This is a genomic window from Serratia sp. HNCC26DJ244 (genome assembly GCF_057180565.1).
The window spans coordinates 75,225-100,422 of record NZ_JBXUGO010000009.1 but is presented as its reverse complement, the minus strand read 5'-3'; the positions used below and the strand labels follow the sequence as shown (position 1 = coordinate 100,422).

General features: G+C 48.8%; 23 protein-coding genes. 15 read left to right on the top strand and 8 right to left on the bottom strand.

Going from position 1 to position 25,198, the window contains the following annotated elements; all coding sequences use genetic code 11:
- Window positions 1-106: 106 nt before the first annotated feature.
- Window positions 107-460 (bottom strand): DNA-binding protein, encoded by a 354-nt coding sequence (locus AC2A06_RS09660; protein WP_037384469.1) that lies wholly within the window; start codon window positions 458-460, stop codon window positions 107-109.
- Window positions 461-642: 182 nt separating this feature from the next.
- Between AC2A06_RS09660 and AC2A06_RS09655 the strand changes: the two genes are divergently transcribed.
- Entirely contained in the window at window positions 643-909 is a 267-nt protein-coding gene (locus tag AC2A06_RS09655) for a helix-turn-helix domain-containing protein (protein WP_023489032.1), read from the top strand.
- A 67-nt stretch (window positions 910-976) separates the two neighbouring features.
- Here AC2A06_RS09655 and mdh read toward each other — a convergent pair whose 3' ends face one another.
- A complete protein-coding gene (gene mdh, locus AC2A06_RS09650) occupies window positions 977-1,915 on the bottom strand; it encodes a malate dehydrogenase (RefSeq protein WP_473196157.1) in 939 nt (312 codons plus the stop codon).
- A gap of 462 nt (window positions 1,916-2,377) precedes the next feature.
- Between mdh and argR the strand changes: the two genes are divergently transcribed.
- Window positions 2,378-2,848: a transcriptional regulator ArgR gene (argR, locus tag AC2A06_RS09645; protein WP_023490216.1), complete on the top strand. Its 471-nt coding sequence runs from the start codon at window positions 2,378-2,380 to the stop codon at window positions 2,846-2,848.
- Window positions 2,849-2,993: 145 nt separating this feature from the next.
- On the opposite strand, the gene mpl is transcribed toward argR, so the two are convergent.
- Window positions 2,994-4,373: a UDP-N-acetylmuramate:L-alanyl-gamma-D-glutamyl-meso-diaminopimelate ligase gene (gene mpl, locus AC2A06_RS09640; protein ID WP_484380124.1), complete on the bottom strand. Its 1,380-nt coding sequence runs from the start codon at window positions 4,371-4,373 to the stop codon at window positions 2,994-2,996.
- A gap of 170 nt (window positions 4,374-4,543) precedes the next feature.
- On the opposite strand from mpl, the gene fbp reads away from it, so the two are divergent.
- Window positions 4,544-5,548: a class 1 fructose-bisphosphatase gene (gene fbp / locus AC2A06_RS09635; protein WP_484380123.1), complete on the top strand. Its 1,005-nt coding sequence runs from the start codon at window positions 4,544-4,546 to the stop codon at window positions 5,546-5,548.
- A 214-nt stretch (window positions 5,549-5,762) separates the two neighbouring features.
- Entirely contained in the window at window positions 5,763-6,290 is a 528-nt protein-coding gene (ppa, locus tag AC2A06_RS09630; protein ID WP_023490219.1) for an inorganic diphosphatase, read from the top strand.
- A gap of 53 nt (window positions 6,291-6,343) precedes the next feature.
- Here ppa and AC2A06_RS09625 read toward each other — a convergent pair whose 3' ends face one another.
- The 3 genes from AC2A06_RS09625 to tamA are packed head-to-tail and all read right to left on the bottom strand — an operon-like array spanning window position 6,344 to window position 12,243.
- Window positions 6,344-6,688 (bottom strand): gamma-glutamylcyclotransferase family protein, encoded by a 345-nt coding sequence (locus AC2A06_RS09625; protein ID WP_473196160.1) that lies wholly within the window; start codon window positions 6,686-6,688, stop codon window positions 6,344-6,346.
- A 3-nt stretch (window positions 6,689-6,691) separates the two neighbouring features.
- Window positions 6,692-10,510 (bottom strand): autotransporter assembly complex protein TamB, encoded by a 3,819-nt coding sequence (tamB, locus tag AC2A06_RS09620; RefSeq protein WP_484380122.1) that lies wholly within the window; start codon window positions 10,508-10,510, stop codon window positions 6,692-6,694.
- Entirely contained in the window at window positions 10,507-12,243 is a 1,737-nt protein-coding gene (tamA, locus tag AC2A06_RS09615; protein ID WP_484380121.1) for an autotransporter assembly complex protein TamA, read from the bottom strand. The genes tamB and tamA overlap by 4 nt, the downstream gene beginning before the upstream one ends.
- A 323-nt stretch (window positions 12,244-12,566) precedes the next feature.
- Between tamA and msrA the strand changes: the two genes are divergently transcribed.
- Together msrA and paeA are read left to right on the top strand one after the other, a co-directional pair.
- Window positions 12,567-13,205 (top strand): peptide-methionine (S)-S-oxide reductase MsrA, encoded by a 639-nt coding sequence (msrA, locus tag AC2A06_RS09610; RefSeq protein ID WP_484380158.1) that lies wholly within the window; start codon window positions 12,567-12,569, stop codon window positions 13,203-13,205.
- A 180-nt stretch (window positions 13,206-13,385) separates the two neighbouring features.
- Window positions 13,386-14,717, top strand: a complete 1,332-nt coding sequence (paeA, locus tag AC2A06_RS09605) for a polyamine export protein PaeA (RefSeq protein ID WP_473196163.1) — start codon at window positions 13,386-13,388, stop codon at window positions 14,715-14,717.
- Window positions 14,718-15,012: 295 nt separating this feature from the next.
- On the opposite strand, the gene AC2A06_RS09600 is transcribed toward paeA, so the two are convergent.
- Window positions 15,013-15,219 (bottom strand): DUF1107 domain-containing protein, encoded by a 207-nt coding sequence (locus AC2A06_RS09600; RefSeq protein ID WP_037384464.1) that lies wholly within the window; start codon window positions 15,217-15,219, stop codon window positions 15,013-15,015.
- Window positions 15,220-15,604: 385 nt separating this feature from the next.
- On the opposite strand from AC2A06_RS09600, the gene AC2A06_RS09595 reads away from it, so the two are divergent.
- Complete coding sequence (locus tag AC2A06_RS09595; RefSeq protein ID WP_484380120.1) at window positions 15,605-16,159, top strand: YtfJ family protein; 555 nt, start codon at window positions 15,605-15,607, stop codon at window positions 16,157-16,159.
- Window positions 16,160-16,241: 82 nt separating this feature from the next.
- Here AC2A06_RS09595 and cysQ read toward each other — a convergent pair whose 3' ends face one another.
- Window positions 16,242-16,982, bottom strand: coding sequence for a 3'(2'),5'-bisphosphate nucleotidase CysQ (gene cysQ, locus AC2A06_RS09590; RefSeq protein ID WP_484380119.1), 741 nt, complete (start codon window positions 16,980-16,982; stop codon window positions 16,242-16,244).
- A 414-nt stretch (window positions 16,983-17,396) separates the two neighbouring features.
- Here cysQ and AC2A06_RS09585 point away from each other — a divergent pair, with 414 nt between their 5' ends.
- From AC2A06_RS09585 to AC2A06_RS09550, 8 genes are all read left to right on the top strand, one after another.
- The gene (locus tag AC2A06_RS09585; RefSeq protein WP_484380118.1) at window positions 17,397-19,349 is read left to right on the top strand and encodes a bifunctional 2',3'-cyclic-nucleotide 2'-phosphodiesterase/3'-nucleotidase; all 1,953 of its coding nucleotides are present in this window, start codon (window positions 17,397-17,399) and stop codon (window positions 19,347-19,349) included.
- A 295-nt stretch (window positions 19,350-19,644) separates the two neighbouring features.
- Entirely contained in the window at window positions 19,645-20,079 is a 435-nt protein-coding gene (locus AC2A06_RS09580) for a nuclear transport factor 2 family protein (RefSeq protein ID WP_484380117.1), read from the top strand.
- A complete protein-coding gene (locus AC2A06_RS09575; protein ID WP_023491395.1) occupies window positions 20,076-20,795 on the top strand; it encodes an SDR family NAD(P)-dependent oxidoreductase in 720 nt (239 codons plus the stop codon). The genes AC2A06_RS09580 and AC2A06_RS09575 overlap by 4 nt, the downstream gene beginning before the upstream one ends.
- Window positions 20,792-22,072 (top strand): NAD(P)/FAD-dependent oxidoreductase, encoded by a 1,281-nt coding sequence (locus AC2A06_RS09570; protein WP_484380116.1) that lies wholly within the window; start codon window positions 20,792-20,794, stop codon window positions 22,070-22,072. Before AC2A06_RS09575 ends, AC2A06_RS09570 begins: the two co-directional genes overlap by 4 nt.
- Window positions 22,072-22,788, top strand: a complete 717-nt coding sequence (locus AC2A06_RS09565) for a DUF1365 domain-containing protein (protein WP_484380115.1) — start codon at window positions 22,072-22,074, stop codon at window positions 22,786-22,788. The genes AC2A06_RS09570 and AC2A06_RS09565 overlap by 1 nt, the downstream gene beginning before the upstream one ends.
- 2 nt (window positions 22,789-22,790) lie before the next feature.
- Window positions 22,791-24,011 (top strand): class I SAM-dependent methyltransferase, encoded by a 1,221-nt coding sequence (locus tag AC2A06_RS09560; protein ID WP_484380114.1) that lies wholly within the window; start codon window positions 22,791-22,793, stop codon window positions 24,009-24,011.
- Complete coding sequence (locus tag AC2A06_RS09555) at window positions 24,008-24,505, top strand: DUF2878 domain-containing protein (RefSeq protein WP_484380113.1); 498 nt, start codon at window positions 24,008-24,010, stop codon at window positions 24,503-24,505. Before AC2A06_RS09560 ends, AC2A06_RS09555 begins: the two co-directional genes overlap by 4 nt.
- Window positions 24,506-24,658: 153 nt before the next feature.
- Window positions 24,659-25,180, top strand: coding sequence for a hypothetical protein (locus tag AC2A06_RS09550; protein ID WP_484380112.1), 522 nt, complete (start codon window positions 24,659-24,661; stop codon window positions 25,178-25,180).
- Window positions 25,181-25,198: the final 18 nt, after the last annotated feature.

Below are 25,198 nucleotides of genomic sequence, written 5' to 3'. Positions count from 1 at the left end.
GGCGGATCCGAATGAGGGCCGCGTAACATAGCCGATAACACCGCTGTTTGAATGGCGACGGATAGAGGCTCGCTTAGCGAGCTTGCTCGGCAAGTTGCAACTGTGGCTATTTATGTTTTTCCGCAATCCATGCCAGCAAGCTGTTCACTCCTTCACGCATCAAAAATGCCATGACCTCTCCCCGCTCCTTTTCTGAAAGGTGGTAATAGTATTCGATCCATACTGCCAGTGGGTCTTGGCGCTCTACGTCATAGATAGCGGGATCCTCACGTAATATCAGCAGGTTTCTGATGTCGGCAGGTAAACTGTCAACATGGTACTCCAGCGCTTTCCCCTGTACTCCTCTGCGGCGACGGCTAACCCAGCCTTCGCGCCTGGCCATTAGGTTGATTCCCTGTGTTGAGGAAGGTAATCCTGCAATGCCGACGAGTTCCTTGGCAGCAAACCACTCGTTTTTCATAACCATGACCCCAGATTTTCATGTAGTTACATTCAACTTTTAGAAACCAATAAGATATTTTTTAGAAACTTAATGGTATTCTGATTTCCGAATAAGCAATTCATGTTGCTTAAACAATTTATCCTGAACTGTTAGTTATACCACTAACAGAACTTTCTCTAATCAAAAAAAGGAATGTAAACATGAATTCACGGAATCTAGATTGGCATCCAGCAGACGTTATCGCGGCGCTGAAGAAAAGAGGTACCACATTGGCAGCAGTTTCACGCGAGGCTGGGCTGAGCTCGTCAACGTTAGCGAATGCACTTTCCCGCCCATGGCCAAAAGGAGAGTGGCTCATTGCCGAGGCCTTGAAGGTACATCCGGCAGAGATTTGGCCCAGTCGCTATTTTGATCCGCACACCCATCATCTGCTGGATCGGAAAAGTCGCATCAAATCATCTGGGTAATCATGAGAAGCAAAAAGCCGCCGGAACCTATTCCGGCGGCTTATATATTGTGAGCTGAACCAAGCAATCAGTTATTAATAAATTTTTCACCCAGCTCAATATCTTGGTGCAGGACGTCCAGCATGTCATTCAGCGCTTTTTGTTCAAAATCGCTCAGCAGTCCAATGTCTTTCCGTTCTGCAATGCCGTTGACGCCAAGCACTAGGGGTTGTGCAAAGAAACGTGCGTATTTGCCATCACCTTCAACATAGGCACATTCTACGATCCCCTTTTCACCACTCAAGGCGCGCACCAGCGAGAGGCCAAAACGTGCCGCAGCCTGCCCCATGGAGAGCGTAGCGGAGCCACCACCAGCCTTGGCTTCAACCACTTCGGTTCCCGCATTCTGAATGCGTTTGGTTAAATCTGCCACTTCCTGAGAACTAAAGCTGACGCCAGGGATCTGTGACAGTAGAGGCAGAATGGTGACACCGGAGTGGCCGCCAATCACTGCCACATTCAACTCTTCCGGTTGCTTACCTTTCAACTCTGCCACAAACGTATCAGAACGGATAACATCGAGCAAAGTTACCCCAAACAGCTTGTTTTTATCGTAAACACCGGCTTTTTTCATCACTTCAGCAGCAATAGCCACTGTGGTGTTGACCGGGTTGGTAATAATACCAATACAGGCTTTCGGGCAAGTTTTAGCCACTTGTTCCATCAGATTACGCACTATCCCTGCATTAACATTGAACAGATCGGAACGATCCATTCCAGGTTTACGCGCGACACCCGCTGATATCAACACCACATCGGCTCCCTGTAACGCAGGGGTGGCATCTTCACCACTGAAACCTTTAATTTTAACTGCCGTTGGGATATGGCTTAAGTCAACAGCAACGCCTGGTGTAACGGGTGCTATGTCGTAAAGAGAGAGTTCAGAACCTGAAGGAAGTTGGGTCTTGAGTAGAAGGGCGAGGGCTTGGCCAATACCACCAGCAGCACCGAGAACTGCAACTTTCATCCTATACTCCTTTTATTATCTTAAATATATAAACGCCGTGAATTCTTTGGCCCGGGACCTTAATTTATTACTCCTTTTAAAACAACCCATTAACAGTCTGTTTTAGATCTGGCGCAATAAAATGGTCTGCAGCGAGGCTATTTTAGATTAAATGCCCGATGCATTGAGGGCATAGCGCACAATAATCAAAAATAACATGCATTATTTTACAATTAAGTTAACCGCTGTTCACATTACACCCTTACGTAACATAATAACAACATCATTTTAATCATATTACTGCGCCCCCCTGACGTGTTGCTTCTCATTGGAACAGCCTATTCATGAGATAAATATCTTACTAAGGTTGCCTCCTTTCTTCGTCCTCGGTGTATTACTGTTGGTCACCACTACATCAAGTTTGCATAAAAATTCATTTATATGCATAATCAAAACGTCTCCCTCCACATTTCACGGTGTAAAATGCGTAATCCTGCAAAACAGGAAGACCTGACCAAAGCGTTTAAAGCGTTATTGAAAGAAGAAAAGTTCAGTTCACAAGGTGAAATCGTTTTAGCGCTGCAGGAAGAAGGCTTCGAGAATATTAACCAGTCAAAAGTGTCCCGTATGTTAACCAAGTTCGGGGCTGTGCGTACACGTAATGCAAAAATGGAAATGGTGTACTGCCTACCTGCTGAACTCGGTGTCCCCACCACCACCAGTCCGCTAAAAAACCTGGTGCTGGATATCGACCATAATGATGCCATGGTAGTGATTCGTACCAGTCCAGGCGCGGCACAATTGATTGCTCGTTTGTTAGATTCACTGGGGAAAGCAGAAGGGATTCTGGGAACCATTGCAGGTGACGACACTATTTTTATCACCCCAGCCAGCACCTTTACGGCACTTCAGCTCCATGAGGCCATTTTGATGCTGTTCGAGCAGGAGCTTTAGTGCACCCGTCGCCATTCAAACTGCAGGGTTGTTGGTTTCATGACGCGCCCCATCCTTGGGGCTAGACCGAACCCGATCAACACAAGTGTTTTATCAACCCTGTTTTGTCAAACCACCGGGCTATTTTGAGTGTCCATCGATAAAATCAGTCGTTCTCTTGTGACTCTGCTTTATTAGCCAGCGCCGATAACAGTTTGTCATGAATACCGCCAAAGCCGCCATTGCTCATCACCAAAATATGGTCACCTGGCTGCGCCGTTTTGATGATCATCTCCAGCAACGTATCAAGGTCAGCACTCCAATGCGCTGGCTGCACACAGGCCTCTGCCACCTCTGCGATTTGCCATGGAATATGATGAGGCTGAAACAGGAACACTTCATCAGCACGCCCTAAAGAAGGTGCCAGGTCATTTTTGCTGATCCCCATCTTCATGGTGTTTGAACGGGGTTCCAGTACGGCAAGAATACGTGCCGTTCCGCCCACTTTGCCACGCAAAGCCGCCAACGTGGCCAGAATAGCCGTTGGATGATGAGCAAAGTCATCATAAACCGTGACACCAGCCGCCTCTCCACGCAACTCCAAACGACGGCGGGCATTAATAAAATCACCCAACGCCTGGCAAGCATCAGCCGGTTGCACACCAATATGGCGCGTAGCAGCAATCGCCATCAGACCATTATGCATGTTGTGCTCACCCACCAACGACCAGTTAACCTCTCCCACTTTCTCGCCATCGAGGTATACCGCGTAGTGGCTAGCATCCGCTGTCAGCTTCTGCGCACGCCAACTTCCTTCATCGCCGACCCACTCCTGTTCACTCCAACAGCCCATCGCCATCACTTGTTTCAGCTGTGTGTCGTTCTCCGGCAGAATAATTTTGCCCTTGCCCGGCACCAATCGCACCAGATGGTGGAACTGTTTCTGGATCGCTTTCAGATCATCAAAGATATCCGCATGGTCGAACTCAAGGTTGTTCATGATCAGCGTTCGTGGGCTGTAGTGGACAAACTTGGAACGCTTATCGAAGAAGGCACAATCGTATTCATCAGCTTCAATAACAAAGAACGGGCTACCACCGAGGCGCGCAGAAACATCAAAATTACCCGGCACACCCCCAATCACAAAACCCGGCTGGTAACCACAAGCTTCCAGGATCCAGGTTGCCATCCCAGCGGTGGTGGTTTTACCGTGTGTACCTGCCACAGCCAACACCCAGCGATCACGCAATACATGATCATGTAACCACTGAGGGCCCGACACATAAGGGATACCCTGTTCCAATACCGCTTCCACACAGGGATTACCTCGACTCATCGCATTGCCGATGATCACCAAATCGGGTACTGGTATCAATTGAGCGGGGTCATACCCTTGTATCAGGTCAATTCCCTGGTTTTCCAGCAAGGTGCTCATTGGCGGATAAACGTTCGCATCTGAACCTGTCACGTCATGTCCAAGGGAACGAGCCAACATCGCCAGCCCGCCCATAAAGGTGCCACAGATCCCAAGAATATGTATGCGCATTAGCTTTCTCATTTAAGTGCATCGATTTAGTACTTATTCTAACCTTCAAAATCGCACAGAAGAAACGGATTTGCCTATGAATAATGGGTCACTTTGGACTACACTGCTAGCGAAAATGTTAGCAGTGAGCTAACAGGCCGCTATCCATCCGTAACCTCTGGGATTGTGTTATGAAAACGTTAGGCGAATTTATCGTCGAGAAACAACACGACTTCTCTCACGCCACTGGCGAACTATCTGCATTACTTTCCGCCATTAAGCTGGGTGCAAAAATCATTCACCGTGATATCAACAAAGCCGGTTTGGTTGATATTCTGGGAACCAATGGTATTTCAAACGTACAGGGTGAAGCTCAGATGAAGCTAGACCTGTTCGCCAATGAAAAACTCAAAGCCGCATTGAAGGCTCGCGGCGAAGTTGCGGGTATCGCTTCAGAAGAAGAGGACGAGATTGTTATTTTCGAAGGCGAACGCGCTGAAAATGCCAAATACGTCGTGTTGATGGATCCATTGGATGGCTCATCCAATATTGATGTCAACGTCTCAGTCGGAACCATATTCTCCATCTATCGCCGTATCACGCCATTGGGTATTCCCGTCACTGAGGCTGATTTCCTGCAACCGGGTAGCGCGCAGGTTGCTGCTGGTTACGTGGTGTATGGTTCATCCACCATGTTGGTTTATACCACTGGCTATGGCGTACATGCCTTTACCTATGATCCCTCTCTGGGGGTGTTCTGCCTCTCTCACGAGAAAGTCCACTTCCCAGAAACCGCCTGTATGTACTCCATCAACGAAGGTAATTACATCAAATTCCCTCTTGGAGTAAAAAAATACATTAAATACTGCCAGGAACAGGATGAGGCCACTCGGCGTCCTTATACGTCGCGCTATATCGGCTCATTAGTGGCTGACTTCCACCGCAACCTGCTGAAAGGCGGCATCTACATTTATCCAAGCACCGCCAGTCACCCAACCGGCAAACTCCGCTTGCTGTATGAATGCAACCCGATGGCCTTTCTGGCAGAACAGGCGGGCGGAAAAGCCACTGATGGTAAAAAACGCATTCTGGACATTGTGCCGGAACAATTACACCAGCGTGTGCCGTTCTTCGTCGGCACCAAGTCAATGGTGGAAGAAGCAGAGCGTTTTATTGCTGAGTTTCCTGACGAATAACCCCTACCGCCATCAATATTCCCCCCCTCAGCTGCAGGGGGGGAAGGTCTAGGGACGGACCTAATACCCAGTTCAATCCCCCTAGAGCTTGATTAACTAAGACGATGCTTGATCACTGAATCCCTGGGTTCAGTGATGAAAAGGGCAGGAAATCATAAAAGAGTCCGCTATAATAGCGCGCACTCCCTTTCTGGTTTGATTAAAGGAAACCGACATGAGCTTGAATCTGGTCCCCGCTGGCAAAGACCTGCCAGAAGATATTTATGTAGTTATCGAAATCCCGGCTAACGCTGACCCGATCAAATATGAAATCGACAAGGAAACCGGCGCGCTGTTTGTTGACCGTTTCATGTCCACCGCCATGTTCTATCCCTGCAACTATGGCTATATCAACCATACTTTGTCACTGGATGGTGACCCAGTTGATGTGTTGGTACCGACACCTTACCCACTGCAACCCGGTTCTGTGATCCGTTGCCGTCCGGTAGGGGTGTTAAAAATGACCGATGAAGCCGGTGAAGATGCGAAGCTGGTCGCTGTACCACACAGCAAACTGACCAAAGAGTACGATCATGTGAAAGACGTGAACGACCTGCCAGAACTGCTGAAAGCACAGATTACCCACTTCTTTGAGCATTACAAAGATCTGGAAAAAGGCAAATGGGTGAAAGTAGAAGGTTGGGACGACGCCACTGCCGCTAAAGCTGAAATCATCGCCTCTTTCGAACGCGCCAAGAAATAATTCACCGCGCTTTGAAGATCACGACACCGCTCATCGAGCGGTGTCTTTTTTTGCTACTCATCAAGACGCGTTAACCAGTCACCGCTGTCAATCCGCGGAAACCCCTCAACACTGTGCTTATATAGGTAGATCCATGCACTACCATAAGGTGTTTGAATCAGTTCGCGCTGATAATCCTTGGTATTGCTTTTCAACTCATCCAACTCAGCCAAAATTGACGAGTTAATACGATACACCTCACAGTGTATTGTCCCCTCTCCAGGGATCGCCGCCGGGTAGTGGCCCAGATTATAAATCTGATAGCCCTCTAACTCATGTTCACCCAGCCATTGGGCATTGGTCATCCAATGGCTGTTTCCCTGCTTGCGTCGTAAACTGCCATAAACAATTATTCGCATAGCTCAAAACTCAAACTGATAAAGCACATCCAGTGCTTGGGCAAGACCAGATACCGCTTCCAGATACAATCTGGGCATCAAACGGTATCGCAACGTTAGCGTGGCCAATGAATCAAATATCCCCACCCCATATTTTACTTGTAGGCCAGGGAGAATATAGCCACTGACAACCACCTTGGAGCTGTCACCCACCCCCTCGGTATCAAGGGCTAAATTACTTACGCCAAACGCTTCTCCGATTTTACCCACAAGTTGACCACTTTGTGCAACCCCCATACCAATTAACATTGATGTCATGGCATTGCCATCAGCCCCACTACTGCTCAACCCCTGGCCGCGCAGCAGGTAAGACAAGGCTTCCTGTTGGGATAAAGTCGGGTCAGAAAAGACTTCCAACCTTGGTGCATCCGCCATTCCCGTCACCCGCACCCCAGCGGTGACACCATCTTGCGTCGCATCTGGGTTACGGATTGCTTCAATATTCAGCATCGGTTGATCCGCTGGGCCAGAAAACAATAGTAGCCCTTTACGCACAAGGAGATCCTGGCCATAAGCGTGAAAACGACCTGACGGAATATTAATTTGACCATGCAGACCTAACCCGCGCGGATCCTGAACGACACGCAGATCACCACGCAAGCTGGCCTGCAGACCAAAGGCGTCCAGAGTAACATCGTTACCGACATGGATCATCAGATGGCTACTGATAGGGATCAACGCCGAAGCAGGTTGGATCGGTTGGAGCTGGTTATCAAGCATCACCTCATCAGATGAAATGCCTACCGCACTCTCCGGCAACTCCTGTACTGTAATCCTCGCCCATGGGATATCCACTGAACCATTAAGGGAGAGCAGTTGTGGCGTTGCTTCAAACTGTAAATCCGGTGAGACATCAATACGCACCATCGGTGGTATCGTCACACGTAGACGGTTGCCTTTGGCGGCAATCCTCGCACGCCAGGCGGTGATATCCCGCCAGTCAGCATCCCCCGTCAGGTTCAGTTGGCCGTTGGTCGTCGCGAGCAGCCCTTCCAGGGTCGATGTCATGCCATTGAAGTTCAGCACCAGACGCCCTTCGGTCATATCAAACGGCATCCAGTGGCCGACAATAACCGCTTTCTCCAGTGCCAAGCGACCAAATACTAATGGATGCTGCGCACTACCGCCTAATTGCAGATTGGCGTTCAGCCTTCCCGTGGCTTTCTCACCCTGCACCAGAATTGGATTGAGCAGCGCCAGCGAGATATCGCTAATATTCACATTACCGCTGATAGCACGACGCACTTGTGGGTCAGTGACCTGAATGTTGCCATTTAACTGGCCATTATTGGTCAGCTTAATCAACCAGTCAGCTTGCGCCCGCCCCTGGTTCAAAGCGGCATTGAGGTTGATGGTGTCAAAAGCAATCGGCAACGCACTGCCTTGCAGTTGTTGCACCACTTTCACCCCGTTACCCACCAGCGAGACTCTCGCTTGGGGTAATGCACCACCGGGTTGCCAATTCACCTCAGCCCGGCCACTAAACAGGCCGCTGAGTGCAGTGTCTGGCCCCAGGAAGGGTTTAAGCATCACCAAGTCAAAACGGTTAAGCACCACGCTGGCTTGGCCACTGGCACCCGCGTCAATGGTTCTTGGCACACAAAGCTCAGCATTCGGGTTAAGCCAGCAATGTGGCCCTACGCTGATTCTCTGCTGCGTATGCAGGTAATCCAACGCGATAGCACGAGTCAGACGCCATTCCCCCACCGGGGTATCAAAATAGGTGTTATTCAGGTTACCGCGCCAGCGTTGCAGTTGACGGTCAAAACTCCCCTCCAGGGCCAATTGCCCAGAAACCGGCTTACCATCAATACTTAGCTGCAACCGATGCTGGCGTTCGCTTCCTCTGGCATCCAAGGTCAACTGGTTGATCTGCAGAGCATCTTGTTTCAGTTGTGTTACCCGGAGTGTCAATTGCCCCTGAACCTGTTCACCAGAGCGAATATCACTGTCCAGTTTCACCCGTTGAATATGCAGAGCCTGCCATTGCAAACCCTGTGCGGTCAGGTCTGTCAGCAGTTGCGGAGCCTGTAGATTGCCGCGTAGTCTCAACTGACCAGTGATATTCCCCGCCAGCCCCGGCAAGGTACCATCAAGATGTTGTGCATCAAGTTTGCTATCCAGCAACCAGTTTTTTTCATCCAACTGGCCTTTGATGCTGAGGGTATTGCGCCCCAGAGCCAGGTCGATACTGGGGATAGACCACTGACCCGCCGCATTGCCACGCAACGAACCCTGCGCCGATAGACGGTGTTGTTTCACATTGCCGTCCAGTTGCAACTCCGGCACCTGGAGTTGCCAACTACCACCGTGAACGCTACCACGGGTAGTTATTTTCCCTTCTAGACGAGCAGGCCAGTCAGGCCATTGCCTGGCGGTATTAATGCCTGTTAGCGTTAATTGTGAGGTCCAACTGATAGCCTGACGCCAGTCAACCAGAGCAGTAAGGTCAGCATGTCCCTCCAGTGCGGCCAAACGCAAACGACCCAGGTTGAATTGCTCAAGATTACCCTTGCCATCAAGCTGTAGCACTGCCGCAGGTAAATCCTGGCCGTTAATATTGGCCCGGGCGGAGAGAGCATAATCGGCCGCCTTGCCGTTAACACGCACGCGAAGATCATTCACCTGATATTGCATTTCCCCTGTCAGCGGCCACTGTAGCTGTTTGCTTTGCAGCGTCAGCATCAAGGGTAATCCCACCTCTGCCAATCGAGTTTGCATATCCAGTTGCGCACTGAGTGGCCCAGAAAGGTTCAAGGTGACCTTCAGTTCTTCACGTAACCCACCACTTATGTTCAGCTTTAGCTTTTCCCCTTTCAGCGGTTCGATATTCAATGTGCTGTTCACCGCCATCTCAAGCGGCCAACTCTCCGCCAGCGTAACCTGACCTTTAACAAAGGCTTGGCCTTGCGGAGACCTCACCGTCAATTGATCTAACTGAATGTGCTGCTCTAGGGTGCGCCCCTGCAGTAATAGGCTGGTGATGGTCACATCAGTGTCACCCGTCAACTGCAGTTGATCAGCGTTAAGTTGCTGAACCGTAATATCCAGCGGCAAACGGATCATCGGTAGCTCAGGTAACAGCGGTTTGGCAAACAATGCGTTCAGCATCTCCCCCAATGGTTGCTCTGGTACCGCAGCCGGTAATGGCATTGCCGGGGTTTTATCTGTCTCGGCCTTCGATACTGAATCTGCCGCGGGTTGATGCTCTGGGGGCAACGCATTGGCGGAGGTTTTTGGCAATGCAACCTGTAAGGCATGAACCGTGGTGGGCATCAGGGTCAGCTCACGCCCTTGCCACTGAGCCCCGGAACTAAATTCCCCTAGAGAGATAACCGTGTCGTCCACCCTGACGTTGACATTATTCAATGCCAGCTTGCGCAAGGTCAGCGGATAAGGCGTACGAATATCGGAAATAGGCTGCGGTTGCTCTTCTACTGATGTGGATGGTGGCATTTCAGCCGTTTTCACCACCACCTCCACATCCTGCGTGGTCAAGGCATTGATGCACAAGGTGCTGTTTTTCAGGCAAGAGAAATCAAGTGAGAGATGAAATTGCCCCGCGTTGACTGACACGCCAGGCATCTGATATTTGATGCCTTTCAGCGTCAAATCACGCCAGCCACCGCTGACTGTTGCAATCTCCAGCCCCGGCACCCAGCGAACAGCCCCATTGATGGCCAGATGCAAACCCGTGGTGGTCCCCAACAGAAATGCCAGCGAACCAATCAGTAGTAGCAGCAGGATCAAAAATCCCAGGCAAATCTTTTTCAACCAGCTCATAGTTCAGGCCCCAAACCGATATAGAACTGCACACCATGAGTGTCTTTATCCCCAATGGGTGTGGCGATATCGAGCTTCACTGGCCCAACAGGTGATTGCCAACGCACACCGACCCCCGCACCCGTTTTAAGATCGCTTTCTTTGATACTGTTAATCGCCTGACCCGAGTCAACAAACATCGCACCCCACCAGCGACCAGAGACATTGTATTGATACTCCAGCGAACCGGTCATCAGCTTGGAAGCCCCTGTTAGTGCGCCATTGCTGTCGCGGGGAGAGACCGCCTGAAATTTGTAACCGCGAATACTGCGATCACCACCAGCAAAAAAACGTAAATCAGGCGGGACCTTGTCAAAATCATTGGTTTCAATCCAACCAACTTGCCCACGAGCCACAAAACGGTGTTTTTCCGCCAAGCTGCGGATCCAAACGTTCTGTGCCTGGATCAACGCAAAATCGACGCCAGACCCCCAGGTCGTGTCAGAAACATCAAAAGAATAGCGTTGGCTATCCCCCCATACCGGCATCATCCCCCCCCGAGCTCGAACGCGGGAAAATCTCACCCCGGGATACAGCAACGTGGTGGTATTCGTCACATCCCCTTGGGTAAAATGGTCCAGACGCAAACTCAGGTTCAGCGCTCGCTGCCAGCCGCTGGAAAGATCCCAGTTACGTGAAACCGCTAACTTACTACTATCGGATTGGGTATCGTTCAGATCGGTGCGTTTGAACCCCCCTTGCAGTAGATAATATTGTTCAAGGGGACTGCGCAACAGCGGTATTCTATAACTGAGATCCAACTGTTGTTCCGGTGCGGAAATATTAGCGCTGGTGGTCAAGCTATGGCCGCGATCATTCAGCCAGGGCTTGCGCCAACTGCCGAGTACACGGGGCCCAATGTCGGTAGAAAAACCGCCCCCCATCTCGACAATATTGCTACTACGTGGGGTGACCAGCGCATCTAACGGCAAAATCTTGTTCTCTTTAGCATCAGCGAAGTCTGGAGATACCACCACCGAATTAAACCAGTTGGTGGCGGATAAACGCCGGTTCAACTCAGCCAGGTCATTTGACGTGTAATAATCTCCCTGATGAAAGGGCACCAGATTTTGCAGGTAGTCCTCACGAATTTGTGAGCCTTTAAACCTGACTTTTCCGAAGTGATATCGCTCACCACTATCAAAATCAATGTCCCAAAAAGCCTTGTGCAACTCTTTGGCCACACCAAGTTGGCTCTTTGGCATATTGGCGTCAAAATAGCCTTTACGCAGTGCCAACCCCGTCAATCCACTTTTGAAACCGTCATACTGACCATGGTTGAGGATCTCACCGATGGCGGGCCTGCTGGTTCGTACCAGATCCAGATAATCTTGATCCGTGCTCGCCTCCCCTTGCAGGGCAATATTCACCCCAGCAATGCGTACCGGCTCACCAGGATCAACCTTAGCGCGCAATACGGGTCGAGAAAGTGTTGGGTTATCATCAAAAGTGAAATCAATAATTGGCTCATAATACCCCAACGGACGCAACCCCTGGCGGATGGCTGCATCAACTCGAGCACGGAAACGCCCTTCAGCATTCACTTCTTCGGGTGTGATCGCTGAAAGACGCACGCGGACGTTCCTTTCCAATTCACCACTCAGACCTTCGACCTGAAGGCGCACATTTGCTGCCAATGCCGGCGGCATAATCAATAGCGCGCATAAAACACAAAGGACGGGGTATCTTGGCACAACGTCTCCTTAATTTATTTTACTGTCAGTCACTTTGCTGTAGGGCTGAAATTACTCAAACGATCAAAACCACCTCTTTACAGACTAACAACAGACACCGCATATTATCCGCAACGCCATTCAAGTTGAAGTCCCTACCGTTTGAATGGTGACCAATATATACCAGTGCGACATAAGACTGATTGCGCGCAAAGAAACCGACGGTGATAACTGACTCGCTGCTTTATGGTCAGATTCAGGCAAATGGCAGCCAAAACACCCGCAACTTGAGTAACCCTCAGTGATTAAGGCAATTATTAATAGGGCAACAGGAGTCTATCGTGATTCAATCTTTTGATAAATCTGAAAACGTCGATAAAGCAAGTGCACTTCCGGGGCGTGCTACCCCCCTGGTAGTAGCAAGCACGCATGCCGTGACTGGCCACGACATGACCAGCGTACCAGAAGGCATGGAGGTTGCCATCTTTGCCATGGGCTGTTTCTGGGGCGTTGAGCGCTTGTTTTGGCAGCAACCCGGGGTTTACAGCACCGCCGCAGGCTATAGTGGTGGATACACACCGAACCCAACTTATCGTGAAGTGTGTAGCGGACAGACTGGCCATACTGAAGTGGTACGCATCCTGTTCGATCCCAACATCACCGATTATAGCCATTTGCTACAGGTGTTTTGGGAAAACCATGATCCGGCCCAGGGTATGCGCCAAGGGGGCGATATCGGCACCCAGTACCGTTCTGCCATTTATTATACTAATACCGAGCAACAAGCAGAGGCGGCGTTGAGTTTGCAGCGTTTCCAGCAAGCCATGAGCAAGGCGGGTGATCAACGTACCATTACCACCGAAATCTTGCCCGCTCTACCTTTCTACTATGCCGAAGATTACCATCAGCAGTATCTGCATAAAAACCCTGATGGCTATTGTGGCTTGGGAGGGATTGGCGTCTGCCTGCCACCTCAAGGATAACCTGTTAATTTTTAACCACTGGCTACCCTGATGGGGCAACTGCTATACTGTAGCAGGCTGCATGGGTGGCCCCATTTTTAACAGCACGGTGCATCGTGCACTATGATTCATTTTTTACACGGTATTACCCCCTCCAAAAGAGCGCTGACATTCCGTCGCGTCGGCACGAATGGATAGATTATGTTAAACAGTATTTTGCTGATTCTTTTTCTAATCACGGTGAGCGCATTTTTTTCGCTCGCAGAAATTTCTCTGGCCGCTTCACGTAAGATAAAACTTAAATTGATGGCTGATGAAGGCAACATCAATGCCCTCAAAGTCCTTAAACTCCAGGAAACACCGGGGCTGTTCTTTACGGTAGTGCAAATCGGGCTCAACGCAGTGGCCATCCTGGGTGGTATTGTCGGTGATGCAGCCTTCTCACCCAGTTTCAAACTATTTTTCGAGCGTTTTCTGTCACCAGAGATCGCTGAACAAGTCAGTTTTATCTGTTCGTTTGTACTGGTGACCAGTATGTTCATTCTGTTCGCCGATTTAACGCCGAAGCGCATCGGTATGATTGCACCGGAGACCGTTGCGGTGCGGATCATCAACCCAATGCGTTTCTCAATCATGATTTGCCGCCCACTGGTCTGGTTCTTCAATGGAATGGCCAACCTGATCTTCCGCCTGTTTAAACTGCCAATGGCGCGTAACGACGATATCACCTCTGACGATATCTATGCGGTAGTGGAAGCCGGTGCACTGGCTGGGGTACTGCGCAAACAAGAACATGAACTGATTGAAAACGTCTTTGAGCTGGAATCACGTACCGTACCCTCTTCGATGACTTCCCGTGAAAGCGTGATCTACTTCGACCTGCGTGAAAGTGAAGAGAGTATCAAAGAAAAAATCTCTACCCATCCTCACTCCAAATTCCTGGTCTGTGATGGGCATATCGATCAGGTTGTCGGGTATGTGGACTCTAAAGACCTGCTAAACCGCGTTTTGGGGAACCAGAGTCTGGCATTAAGCAATGGCGTACAAATCCGTTCTGCGTTAATCGTACCGGATACACTTACACTGTCAGAAGCATTGGAGAGCTTTAAAACTGCGGGTGAAGACTTTGCGGTGATCCTCAATGAATATGCACTGGTAGTTGGTATTATCACTCTGAACGACGTCATGACCACATTGATGGGTGACTTGGTGGGGCAAGGCCAAGAAGAGCAAATTGTTGCCCGTGATGAAAACTCATGGCTGATTGAAGGGGGAACCCCCATTGATGACGTGATGCGTGTACTGGATATTGATGAATTCCCACAGTCAGGCAATTACGAAACCATCGGTGGTTTTATGATGTATATGCTGCGCAAGATCCCAAAACGTACAGATTTTGTAAAGTATGCTGGTTACAAGTTTGAAGTTGTTGATATCGATAGCTATAAAATCGACCAACTTTTGGTTACCAGACTGAGCGATAAGCCAGCGTTGGTTCACCCCAAAGCAGAAGATACTCTGCCTCCGGTATAAATATCCTCGTCGTCACTCAAGCGGCCAGAGTTCTATACCGAAGTTAAATGGAATTGCAGGACAAAACGCAGCGCGTTTTGAACAGCGCTTGCGCTGGCTCCGCAGGAGCAAGGCCCTAATGGGCCGAGTAACGCGGCAACTGAGCGACAAATCGGTCAGGAACCGATTTGAACGCCGCTGGCGGCGGCCCCGAAAGGGGCGAGGTCCACGGACGGACCTCGTAACGCAGCCAACACCGCTGCAGCTTCATTGACGACGGGTATGTGCAACTTGAATGACGATGGCAATACCACCTTTAGCCTATTTCTGCCTGTAACAACGACACCTGCTGATTGACCTCAGACATCACACTAAAGTGGCGTAAATCACGTACCTTTGGCAGCAGAATTTTGCCTTTGTCGAACTCAAACGCCCCCACATCCTTGATATACAGCCTACCTCGGAACAAAATCTTGACATACTTAGCCACTCTTTGTGGATTATAACGCTGGAAAATTTTCATACTTTTCGCTTTCCTTCCATTATACCCGTTGCCATTCAAGCAGGGTTCAACACAGGCTGCGTTTTGCCCGGCAACTTGAGGAACTCGGGCAGAGCTCCCTGCATTCAGTCAGTGGCCAAAGTGGCAACTTAAACATCCCGAATGCAATCAATCACATTTTAATAAACTATATTATACAACAAAAATAGATGAATTAACTACACCTACAGTTATAAGCCGATCTTCGCGTGGAGTTAATTAACTTTATTAGCATATAAGTTCAAAATTAACGTCTCTTCAGAGCAAGGGAAAACTGCAACCCGCTAACAGGACAGACCTCTGATGGTTACCTATGCTTTAAGCATCTAATGTTGGTCAACACGTATTCCTTGATGCCGGAGCACACATGAAAAAAAGTATCCTATTAGTGATCTCGTTACTGTTAGTGCCCATGTTAGCCAGCGCCCACAACTTCCAGCTCCAACAGCGTGTGCCACCCACCGGGGTCAGTGACAAAGGGGAACTGTTGTACCTTAATAACCAGTTTAGCTACAAAACCTGGAGTAGTGCTCAGCTCAATGGAAAAGTGCGCGTGGTACAGCATATTGCTGGTCGCACCTCAGCCAAAGAGATAAACACCCCGCTGATTGATGCCATCAAGGCAGCCAAACTACCTCATGATTATTACCAAACGACGACAATCATTAATACTGATGATGCCATTATCGGTACCGCCATGTTTGTCCGTAACAGTATAGAGGACAGCAAGAAAGAGTTTCCTTGGTCACAATTTATTGTCGACAGTAATGGCATCGTCCTGAAGGCTTGGGAGCTACAGCCCAAAGGTTCGGCGATAGTAGTGCTGGATAAAGAAGGCAAGATCCAGTTTGCCAAAGAGGGCGCACTGACTCCGCAAGAGGTAATACAGGTGATGGCGTTACTGCACCAACTGCTAAAATAGCTTTGATACCTCTCATTCTTCAAGTTGCAGCAATATCAGCTGCAACTTGAAGAATGAGAGGCAACGGCAGGACAGTGCCAGACTAAAACAGAGATACCCGAAAACCCGGGTTCAAAAAAGACTCACGGGGGGTATAACATAATGGTTTACCGTGCCAATCATGGATTTGAGCACCCGCTGCCACCGCCACGGCATGCCCTGCGGCGGTATCCCAAATATTGGTTGGTCCAAAACGTGGGTAGAGTTGAGCTTTTCCTTCCGCCACCAGGCAAAATTTCAGTGATGAACCGACCGGAATCGTTTGATGTTCACCTAATTGTTGCAAATATTCACGTAACTCATCATCAACATGAGAGCGGCTGACCACCACCACGGGTAGTTGAGCAGGAATGACATTGATCTCTTGCCGACAACCCGCTTCCTCTTTCCAGGCTTTACCGCGCTCAGCCAGATACAACAGATCCAATGCCGGGGCGTAAACCACCCCCATCACCGCTTCCCCCTCTTCAATCAAGGCAATGTTGACGGTGAATTCACCGTTGCGCTGCAAAAACTCTTTAGTGCCATCAAGTGGGTCCACTAACCAGTAACGTCGCCAGTTGCGGCGGATTTCCCAGGCAGGCGGATCCTCTTCTGACAGTAGGGGAATATCAGGTGTCAGCGCCGCCAACCCCTGCTTGATAATATGATGTGCCGCCAGATCCGCAGCGGTGACGGGGGAGTCGTCTGGTTTCTTTTCTACGCCAAGGGGTTGTTCACCGTGATATACCGCCATGATTGCCATACCGGCTTCCCGCGACAATTGGCAAATCTGTTCTAACATAGTGCGCCTCTCACATTCAGCTTTATGGGGGAACCCTCTTCCCAGCAACTCACAGTATTTGATCAACAACGCTTCGCTATCACAACTTTATGCATCTGCAGGTTACATGGATAAATTTTCTGCCAAACTTCACATTTTGGCGAGGTATCAAATGATAGTTACATAAATATTTGAGATACATACCTAAGTTCATTCAAGTTGCCAGACAGAACCCGCTGCATGTTCAACAACGCTTGCTGCTTTGCCAATGGGGGCGAGGAACCGTAGCCAACACCCTTGTAGCTTGAGTGATAACGGGTATCACTCATTCCTCAATGCTTATCGAACAACAGCCAGACGGCAGGATAAGTCCCTTCTGCCAGACGCGCTACCGTTAGAAACCGCACAGGAATCATTACAATATGGAGATAGCCAATGATTAAACGTTCTCTGGGATTATCCACTTTAGCCTTGTTGGTTTGTGCCGCAACGCAGGCCGCCACCGTTGACCTGCGTGTGCTGGAAACCACTGATCTGCATAGTAATATGATGGACTTCGATTACTATAAAGATAAGCCGACTGACAAATTCGGCCTGGTTCGCACCGCCAGCCTTATCCACCAGGCTCGCCAGCAGGTGACCAACAGTGTACTGGTGGATAATGGTGACCTTATTCAGGGTAGCCCATTAGCGGACTATATGGCCGCCAAAGGGTTAAAAACAGGGGATATTCACCCTGTCTACAAGGCGATGAACAGCCTGGATTATGCGGTGGGCAACATCGGCAACCACGAATTCAACTATGGGCTGGACTACCTGAAAAACGCACTGGCTGGTGCCAAATTCCCCTACATTAATGCCAACGTCATTGATGTAACCACGAAAAAGCCGTTATTCACACCTTATATTATTGTCGATACCCCGGTAAAAGATCGCGATGGAAAAACACACACGTTGCGGATTGGCTACATCGGCTTTGTGCCGCCACAGATCCTGAGCTGGGACAAAGCCAACCTGCAAGGAAAAGTCACGGTTAACGATATTACCGCAACCGCCAAACACTATGTGCCAGAGATGCGTAAGCAAGGGGCGGACCTGGTAGTGGCCATCCCGCACTCTGGCCTCTCCAGTGAGCCTTACAAAGCCATGGCTGAAAATTCGGTGTACTACCTCAGCCAAGTGCCGGGTATTGATGCCATCATGTTCGGCCACGCTCACGCGATATTCCCCAGCGCGGATTTTGCCAAAATTCAGGGGACGGATATCAACCAGGGGTTACTCAACGGTGTACCCGCAGTGATGCCAGGCCAGTGGGGTGACCATCTCGGGGTCATCGATCTCCAGTTAAATAACGACAGTGGCCGTTGGCAGGTCACCGCAGCAAAAGCAGAAGCCCGACCAATCTATGACAAAGAGAACAAGAAATCGCTGGCAGATGAAGATGCCGCATTACTGAAGATCCTGGCGGAAGATCACCTGGCAACACGTGATTTTGTCGGTAAACCTATCGGCAAATCTGATAGTAACATATACAGCTATTTGGCTTTGGTGCAGGATGATCCTAGCGTCCAGATCGTTAATAATGCACAAAGAGCTTACGTTAAACACTATATCCAAGGTGATCCGGATTTGGCCGACCTGCCGGTACTCGCTGCCGCCGCACCCTTTAAAGTCGGTGGACGCAAGAATGATCCCGCCAGCTTTGTCGAAGTTGAAAAAGGCCAACTCACCTTCCGCAATGCAGCTGATCTCTATCTCTACCCCAATACGCTGGTGGTAGTCAAAGCCAGCGGCAAGGAGGTGAAAGAGTGGCTGGAATGTTCCGCTGGGCAGTTCAATCAAATCGATGTCAACAGCAGCAAACCACAAGCGTTAATCAACTGGGATGGCTTCCGCAGCTATAATTTTGATGTAATCGACGGTGTCAATTACCAGATTGATGTCACTCAACCCGCACGTTATAACGGTGAATGCGAGCTAATTAATAACCAGGCCGAGCGCATCAAGCAGCTGACATTCAATGGCAAACCGATCGATCCTAACGCCACTTTCCTGGTGGCAACCAATAACTACCGCGCCTACGGTGGTAAGTTTGCAGGAACAGGTGACAAGCATATCGCCTTCGCCTCACCCGATGAAAATCGCTCAGTACTGGCAGCCTATATCAGTGCAGAAACCCAGCAACAAGGTGCGGTACGCCCTCAGGCTGACAATAACTGGCGTTTAGCCGACATCAAAAGTCAACAACCGCTGGATATCCGTTTTGAGACCGCAGCCAGCGAAAAAGCCGCTGCATTTATTCAACAGAACGCCCAGTACCCAATGAAACCCGTGGGTAGTGACAGCATTGGATTTTCACTCTATCAAATTGATATACAATCAAAATAATTAAATAACCGGGCGCATTCCCATGCGCCCTTTCCATCGCCCGCTTGCCGTTAATTAAATAGAGAAAAATGCCACTCTGCGGTTCAATGTTTTGCAAACAATTGCAAATAATCTATCGACAAAGTTGTACAAAAAAATACAATCGTGTAACTTTGCTCACTCAAATGCAGAGGGTCTGTTAATGTTCAGCAACGTGCATAACAACGACAGCACAAGGTTAGTTGCTCAAAATTCGCTCTAGCAGTTAGTATCACCTATCTGCAATTTAACGCTTAGCTCGAAGGAATGAATGGCGATGACTACCACCCCGTCAGTGATAAGCAAATGTCTTGATTTTTACTCAGAACTGAACAGTGAAAAAATCGCATTACTCCCGTTAATTTATCATCCACAGATCGAGTTGGTTGATCCCTTGGGTCAGCACTCTGGGATCGCTGCAGTTGAAGCCTATTTTCGCAGCTTATTGACTCGCACCGCTCACTGTCGATTTTCCATCGACACTTATTTCTCTCAAGATCAGCAGACCTGTCTAAACTGGATCATGTCCTACTCACATCCTAAATTGGAGAAAGGGCGCACTCTTGAATTGGAGGGCTGTTCCATATTACGCGTTCAGGACGATAAAATTATCTGGCAACGCGATTACTACGATATGGGAGCCATGCTTTATGAGCATATTCCATTACTAGGTCCGGTGATTAAGCAGTTGAAAAAGAGGGTCAACCAGTGAAATCAATTTTAGTCACGGGGGCAAGCTCAGGTATTGGTGAGGAATTGGTCAAGGCTTGGGCCAAGCAGGGATATAAACTGATTGCCTGCGGGCGCGATCAGCAACGCTTGGCTGCGCTACAACAATATGATGCCAACATCATTACACGATCCTTTGATATGACTGATGCCGAGGCTTGTCGAGCAGCATTGCAAGATTGTCAGGTCGACTTGGTGGTGTTGTGTGCCGGTACCTGCGAATACATCGATAACGGCAAGGTAGATGCCGCTTTAGTCAAAAGAGTAATGGAAACCAATGTGTTAGGGCCAGTTAACTGTCTAGATGCCTTGCAGGAACAACTCCAGTCGGGTAGCCGAGTTGCCTTCGTCAGTTCAGCGGCTCAGTGGCTACCCTTCCCGCGGGCAGAAGCCTATGGCGCTTCCAAGGCCGCATTGACTTACCTGGCAAATAGTTTGCGCCTTGACTGGGAAGCTAAAGGCATTGCTATTTCGGTCATTTTCCCTGGTTTTGTCGATACTCCCCTTACACGGAAAAATACATTTCCGATGCCAGGCCGGATCAGTGTTGAAATGGCAGCAAAAGCCATTATCAAGGGGCTGGATCAAGGCCACAATGAGATCCGATTCCCGTATGTTTTTTGTCTGGTTTTACGTTTATTAGCCTTGTTACCACTATCTCTTCAAAACAGATTACTCCGCCGGATGGTTACCCGATGAAAATAGCAATTATTGGTAGTGGGATCTCAGGTTTAACCTGTGCGTGGCGTTTGGCTGGTCATCATGATGTCACTCTGTTTGAAGCCAATGCAGTCGCGGGTGGTCACACAGCAACAGTGGATGTTAAAACTGAACAAGGTGAGATGGCCATAGACACCGGGTTTATCGTTTATAACGATCGAACCTATCCACGTTTTATCGGCTTGCTCAGTGAATTGGGTATACAAGGACAAAAGACGGAAATGAGCTTTTCCGTTCAAAATCCACAAACAGGGCTTGAATATAATGGCCATACGCTGACCACATTATTCGCTCAATACCGTAATGCGCTTAATCCAAAATTTTGGCGACTGTTAAAAGAGATTATCAGATTTAACCGTTGCGCCAAGCAAGAACTCAACAATGGCATCAACAAAGGCCACACCTTAGAGACATTCCTTACCGTTAACAAGTTTGATGCTTTTTTCTCTCAGCATTATATCTTGCCTATGGGAGCTGCCATCTGGTCCTCTTCTTTAAAGGATATGCGCCAATTTCCATTAGCGCTTTTTTTGCGTTTTTTTGATAATCACGGCTTACTGGATATTCTACATCGCCCCCAATGGTATGTAGTGCCTGGTGGTTCTCGCGAATATGTTCGTCAGATTATAGAAAAGTTATCTCCTCGGATGCAGTTTCGTTTTTCAACCCCGGTATTGAGTGTGACACGCACCGATAGCGGCGGCCTGGTTGGTACTGAAAGTGGAGAGGAACATTTCGACAACATTATTTTTGCCTGCCATGCTGATCAAGCTCTTGGGTTACTAAATGACCCGAGTGAACAGGAAAGAGAGATCCTCAGTGCGATATCTTGGCAACGCAATGATGTGGTGCTGCACAAAGATAAATCCTGGTTGCCTGTAGAGCGTCGAGCCTGGGCAAGTTGGAACTATCTGCTTAACCCAGACCCCACTAAGCAGGAAGATACTCCGGCTTGCGTCACTTATAATATGAATATTTTGCAAGGCTTGCCTGCTAGCAGCCCGTTATTCTGCGTCACTCTTAATCCAGACAAGCCTATTGATGAGCGCCATGTTTATCAACGTTTTGTTTATCACCACCCTATTTTCAATGCGCAAACCTGGCAAGCTCAAACACGCCGTCATGATATCAATGGACAACGTCATACCTGGTTCTGTGGTGCCTATTGGTATAACGGTTTTCATGAAGATGGAGTGCACAGTGCCTTGGATGTGGTAGAGGGTATTGCACTCAGCCAGGTAAGAGGTCTGGTGTAATGAATAGCTGTTTGTACCAAGGCGTTTTGCGCCATCGGCGCTATCATCCTAAACACCATTTTTTTACCTACCGTATTTTTATGGCATTACTGGATTTGGATGAACTGCCTTTGCTCGATAAAGTTGGCATTGCGTATAACCGCATGGGGATAACCGCATTCTTTGATCGCGATTATCCACTCGGTCAGCCGCTCAAACAGGCAGTGCAAGATAAACTGCGGCAGCTCACAGGCGAGATCATCGATGGGAAAATTTTACTACTGACCCAACTGCGTTATTTCGGTTTCCATTTTAATCCAGTTAATTTTTATTATTGCTATGACCATGCTGGAAACTTCCGCTACTTACTGGCAGAAGTCAGAAATACACCTTGGAACGAACGCCACTATTACGTCGTTGATGCTTATCATCCACAGCCGACAGCAAAAGCCTTCCATGTTTCACCTTTTAACCCCATGGATATGACCTACCATTGGCGTTTTAAGGTACCGGGCAAAACCTTACAAGTACATATTGAAAATCATCAACATAACAAGGTATTCGATGCAACCCTGTTGCTAAAGCGGCAAACACTAACTCGCGCTAATATGATAAATTTGTCGATTAAATTACCTTTTATGACAATAAAAACAGTGCTGACTATTTATTGGCAAGCATTGCGTTTATGGCTTAAACGCGTGCCCGTTTATTCCCACCCTGGCAATAGAAAACTTTAATCATGACTGACCCTACCTATCCACTCACTCAGACTCTCTCCCGTCGTGCTCGTATAACCCGACAGGTTTTATTTCATCTGCTATCACAGATCAAAGGCGGGGGGTTAACCCTGCATGAGGGGAACCAGCAATTTTGCTTTGGTGAGATGGCCGCAGCTCGTCAGGCGGTGGTGGTGATCCATTCGCCTTCAGTATATCGTCGTTTGTTCTCCGGGGGCAGCATTGCCGCAGCGGAAACATGGATGGACGGCGAATGGGACTCGCCAGATTTAACCTCAGTGCTTGAAATTCTTGCCCAGAACAGCACAGTGATGGATCAACTGGAAAATGGCTTCAAATGGTTGAATAAGCCTTTCGCACGATTACAACACTGGTTTAACCGTAATAACCGTGATCAGGCCAAGCAGAATATTGCCGCACATTATGATCTCGGCAATGACTTTTATCGTTCGTTTCTCGATGAAAGTTTACTTTATTCTAGTGCGTTATTTAGCACGGGCATCAATGATTTACCTTCAGCGCAAGTCGCCAAAATGGCCCGTTTGTGTGAGCAGTTAGCTTTAACCGCTGACGATCATCTGTTGGAAATCGGCACCGGTTGGGGGGCCTTGGCAGAATACGCAGCGCGACATTTCGGTTGCCGAGTGACCACCACCACCTTATCTCAAGCACAATATGATTACAGTACCAAACGTATTGCACAGGCTGGCCTGACTGAGCAGGTCACCGTATTACTGAAAGATTATCGCGATCTCGATGGTGAGTTTGACAAGATAGTGTCAGTTGAAATGATAGAGGCAGTCGGTGAAGCCTTTTTACCGGTATTTTTCCGTAGCTGTCAGCAACGGCTACGACCTGGAGGGAAAATGGTGTTACAGGCGATCACTATCCAGGATCAGCGCTATAAACAATATAGCCAAAGTGTAGATTTTATACAGCGCTATATTTTCCCTGGCGGTTTTTTGCCTTCAATCTCAGCCTTGAGTAACGTCATGACCCATCACACGGATTTTGTGATCCGTAACCTGTTTGATATGGGTATTGATTATGCGCAAACCTTGAACCACTGGCGTCATCGTTTTCTTCATGCTTGGCCTCAGATCAGCAAGCAGGGGTTTGATGACCATTTTCATCGAATGTGGTTATTTTATCTGTGTTACTGCGAAGCGGGATTTCAAGCTCGTACCATTAGCGCGGTACAAATGACTGTTGAAAGAACATGAGTCGATCTCAGCAGCTCGTATTAACCACTATTGCTTTTGATATCTATTGGTTTTTGGTGGTTTTTTTCCGTGACAGATTCGTTCTGTTATGGCTTGCCATGGCGATCCTGGTCTGGTGTTTATTGCCTCCACCGCAGCGCCGAGCGGCCTTATTACTGGCGATAGTGGGTAGTGGAATAGATGCCCTATGGGTAGCAACAGGTATCGTGTCATTTGATGGTTCGGGGTTAATCCCCTTGTGGATGCTAGCATTATGGCTGATGTTTGCTTGTCTCTGGGCACCGCTGACATGGCAATCGGCGTTACCCAGCTGGATTTGGCTGGTGATGGGGGCAGTTGGTGGGCCATTTGCCTATTTTATTGGCAAAAATATGGGCGCAATGACTTTTCATCAGCCTCTGTTTATCACTCTCAGCTTGCTAGCCATCGGCTGGGCAGGCTTGATCTTGTTATTCAACGTTCTCTATGTTCAGTTTTTTGCACGTCGTAACTAGGCAACAAAACCAGGAAGCGATTTGAACCAGGCTTGTGCTGAACTGTAGGATAAGATTCATCATCTCACTGGGTGTAGAGAAACGGGATGACGATACCCATCCCACGCCCCCCAATGACAAGCATGGTGGCGAGTATATTAACGGAGGAAAGATGTGAAACACTCTCTAGGCGTATTGCTGTTATTTGTCTCGCTCACAACATATGCAAATGAGTGGTTGCAATGGCCAATGAGCGGTGTTGCAACCTTAAATTGGGGACCGTTCAAGATCTATGATTCCCAGTTACGTCTTCCTAAAGGTCATTATGCGGGGCCATTGGCCGATCAGGCATTAATCATTACTTACCGGCGTAATATTGATAGCGATGATTTAATTGATGCCACACGTGAGCAGTGGCAGGCCCTAGGCGTATTGAGTCAGGAGCCGCAAAGTGAAGCCTGGTTAGCCCTGTTACGCAAACTCTGGCCTGATGTTCAAGACGGCAGCCAGTTGGCGTTTGTACTGCAAAATAAACAGGGACAATTCTGGTATCGTCCGGCGGGCAGCACAGCTGCTTTTTCCCCATTGGGCGGCCCCCTCTCAGCCGACTTAAGTCGTTGGTTTCTAGCTATTTGGTTAGATGCTCGTACCTCGTATCCTGAATTACGCCAACAGTTATTGGGAAGAGCCAGATGATAACCAGAGAATCTAGAA

Bases quoted from the DNA above. Each gene is read 5' to 3' on its own strand.
- AC2A06_RS09660 (WP_037384469.1), bottom strand. From the start codon at position 460: ATGAAAAACGAGTGGTTTGCTGCCAAGGAACTCGTCGGCATTGCAGGA.
- AC2A06_RS09655 (WP_023489032.1), top strand. From the start codon at position 643: ATGAATTCACGGAATCTAGATTGGCATCCAGCAGACGTTATCGCGGCG.
- mdh (WP_473196157.1), bottom strand. From the start codon at position 1,915: ATGAAAGTTGCAGTTCTCGGTGCTGCTGGTGGTATTGGCCAAGCCCTC.
- argR (WP_023490216.1), top strand. From the start codon at position 2,378: ATGCGTAATCCTGCAAAACAGGAAGACCTGACCAAAGCGTTTAAAGCG.
- mpl (WP_484380124.1), bottom strand. From the start codon at position 4,373: ATGCGCATACATATTCTTGGGATCTGTGGCACCTTTATGGGCGGGCTG.
- fbp (WP_484380123.1), top strand. From the start codon at position 4,544: ATGAAAACGTTAGGCGAATTTATCGTCGAGAAACAACACGACTTCTCT.
- ppa (WP_023490219.1), top strand. From the start codon at position 5,763: ATGAGCTTGAATCTGGTCCCCGCTGGCAAAGACCTGCCAGAAGATATT.
- AC2A06_RS09625 (WP_473196160.1), bottom strand. From the start codon at position 6,688: ATGCGAATAATTGTTTATGGCAGTTTACGACGCAAGCAGGGAAACAGC.
- tamB (WP_484380122.1), bottom strand. From the start codon at position 10,510: ATGAGCTGGTTGAAAAAGATTTGCCTGGGATTTTTGATCCTGCTGCTA.
- paeA (WP_473196163.1), top strand. From the start codon at position 13,386: ATGTTAAACAGTATTTTGCTGATTCTTTTTCTAATCACGGTGAGCGCA.
- AC2A06_RS09600 (WP_037384464.1), bottom strand. From the start codon at position 15,219: ATGAAAATTTTCCAGCGTTATAATCCACAAAGAGTGGCTAAGTATGTC.
- AC2A06_RS09595 (WP_484380120.1), top strand. From the start codon at position 15,605: ATGAAAAAAAGTATCCTATTAGTGATCTCGTTACTGTTAGTGCCCATG.
- cysQ (WP_484380119.1), bottom strand. From the start codon at position 16,982: ATGTTAGAACAGATTTGCCAATTGTCGCGGGAAGCCGGTATGGCAATC.
- AC2A06_RS09585 (WP_484380118.1), top strand. From the start codon at position 17,397: ATGATTAAACGTTCTCTGGGATTATCCACTTTAGCCTTGTTGGTTTGT.
- AC2A06_RS09580 (WP_484380117.1), top strand. From the start codon at position 19,645: ATGACTACCACCCCGTCAGTGATAAGCAAATGTCTTGATTTTTACTCA.
- AC2A06_RS09570 (WP_484380116.1), top strand. From the start codon at position 20,792: ATGAAAATAGCAATTATTGGTAGTGGGATCTCAGGTTTAACCTGTGCG.
- AC2A06_RS09565 (WP_484380115.1), top strand. From the start codon at position 22,072: ATGAATAGCTGTTTGTACCAAGGCGTTTTGCGCCATCGGCGCTATCAT.
- AC2A06_RS09560 (WP_484380114.1), top strand. From the start codon at position 22,791: ATGACTGACCCTACCTATCCACTCACTCAGACTCTCTCCCGTCGTGCT.
- AC2A06_RS09555 (WP_484380113.1), top strand. From the start codon at position 24,008: ATGAGTCGATCTCAGCAGCTCGTATTAACCACTATTGCTTTTGATATC.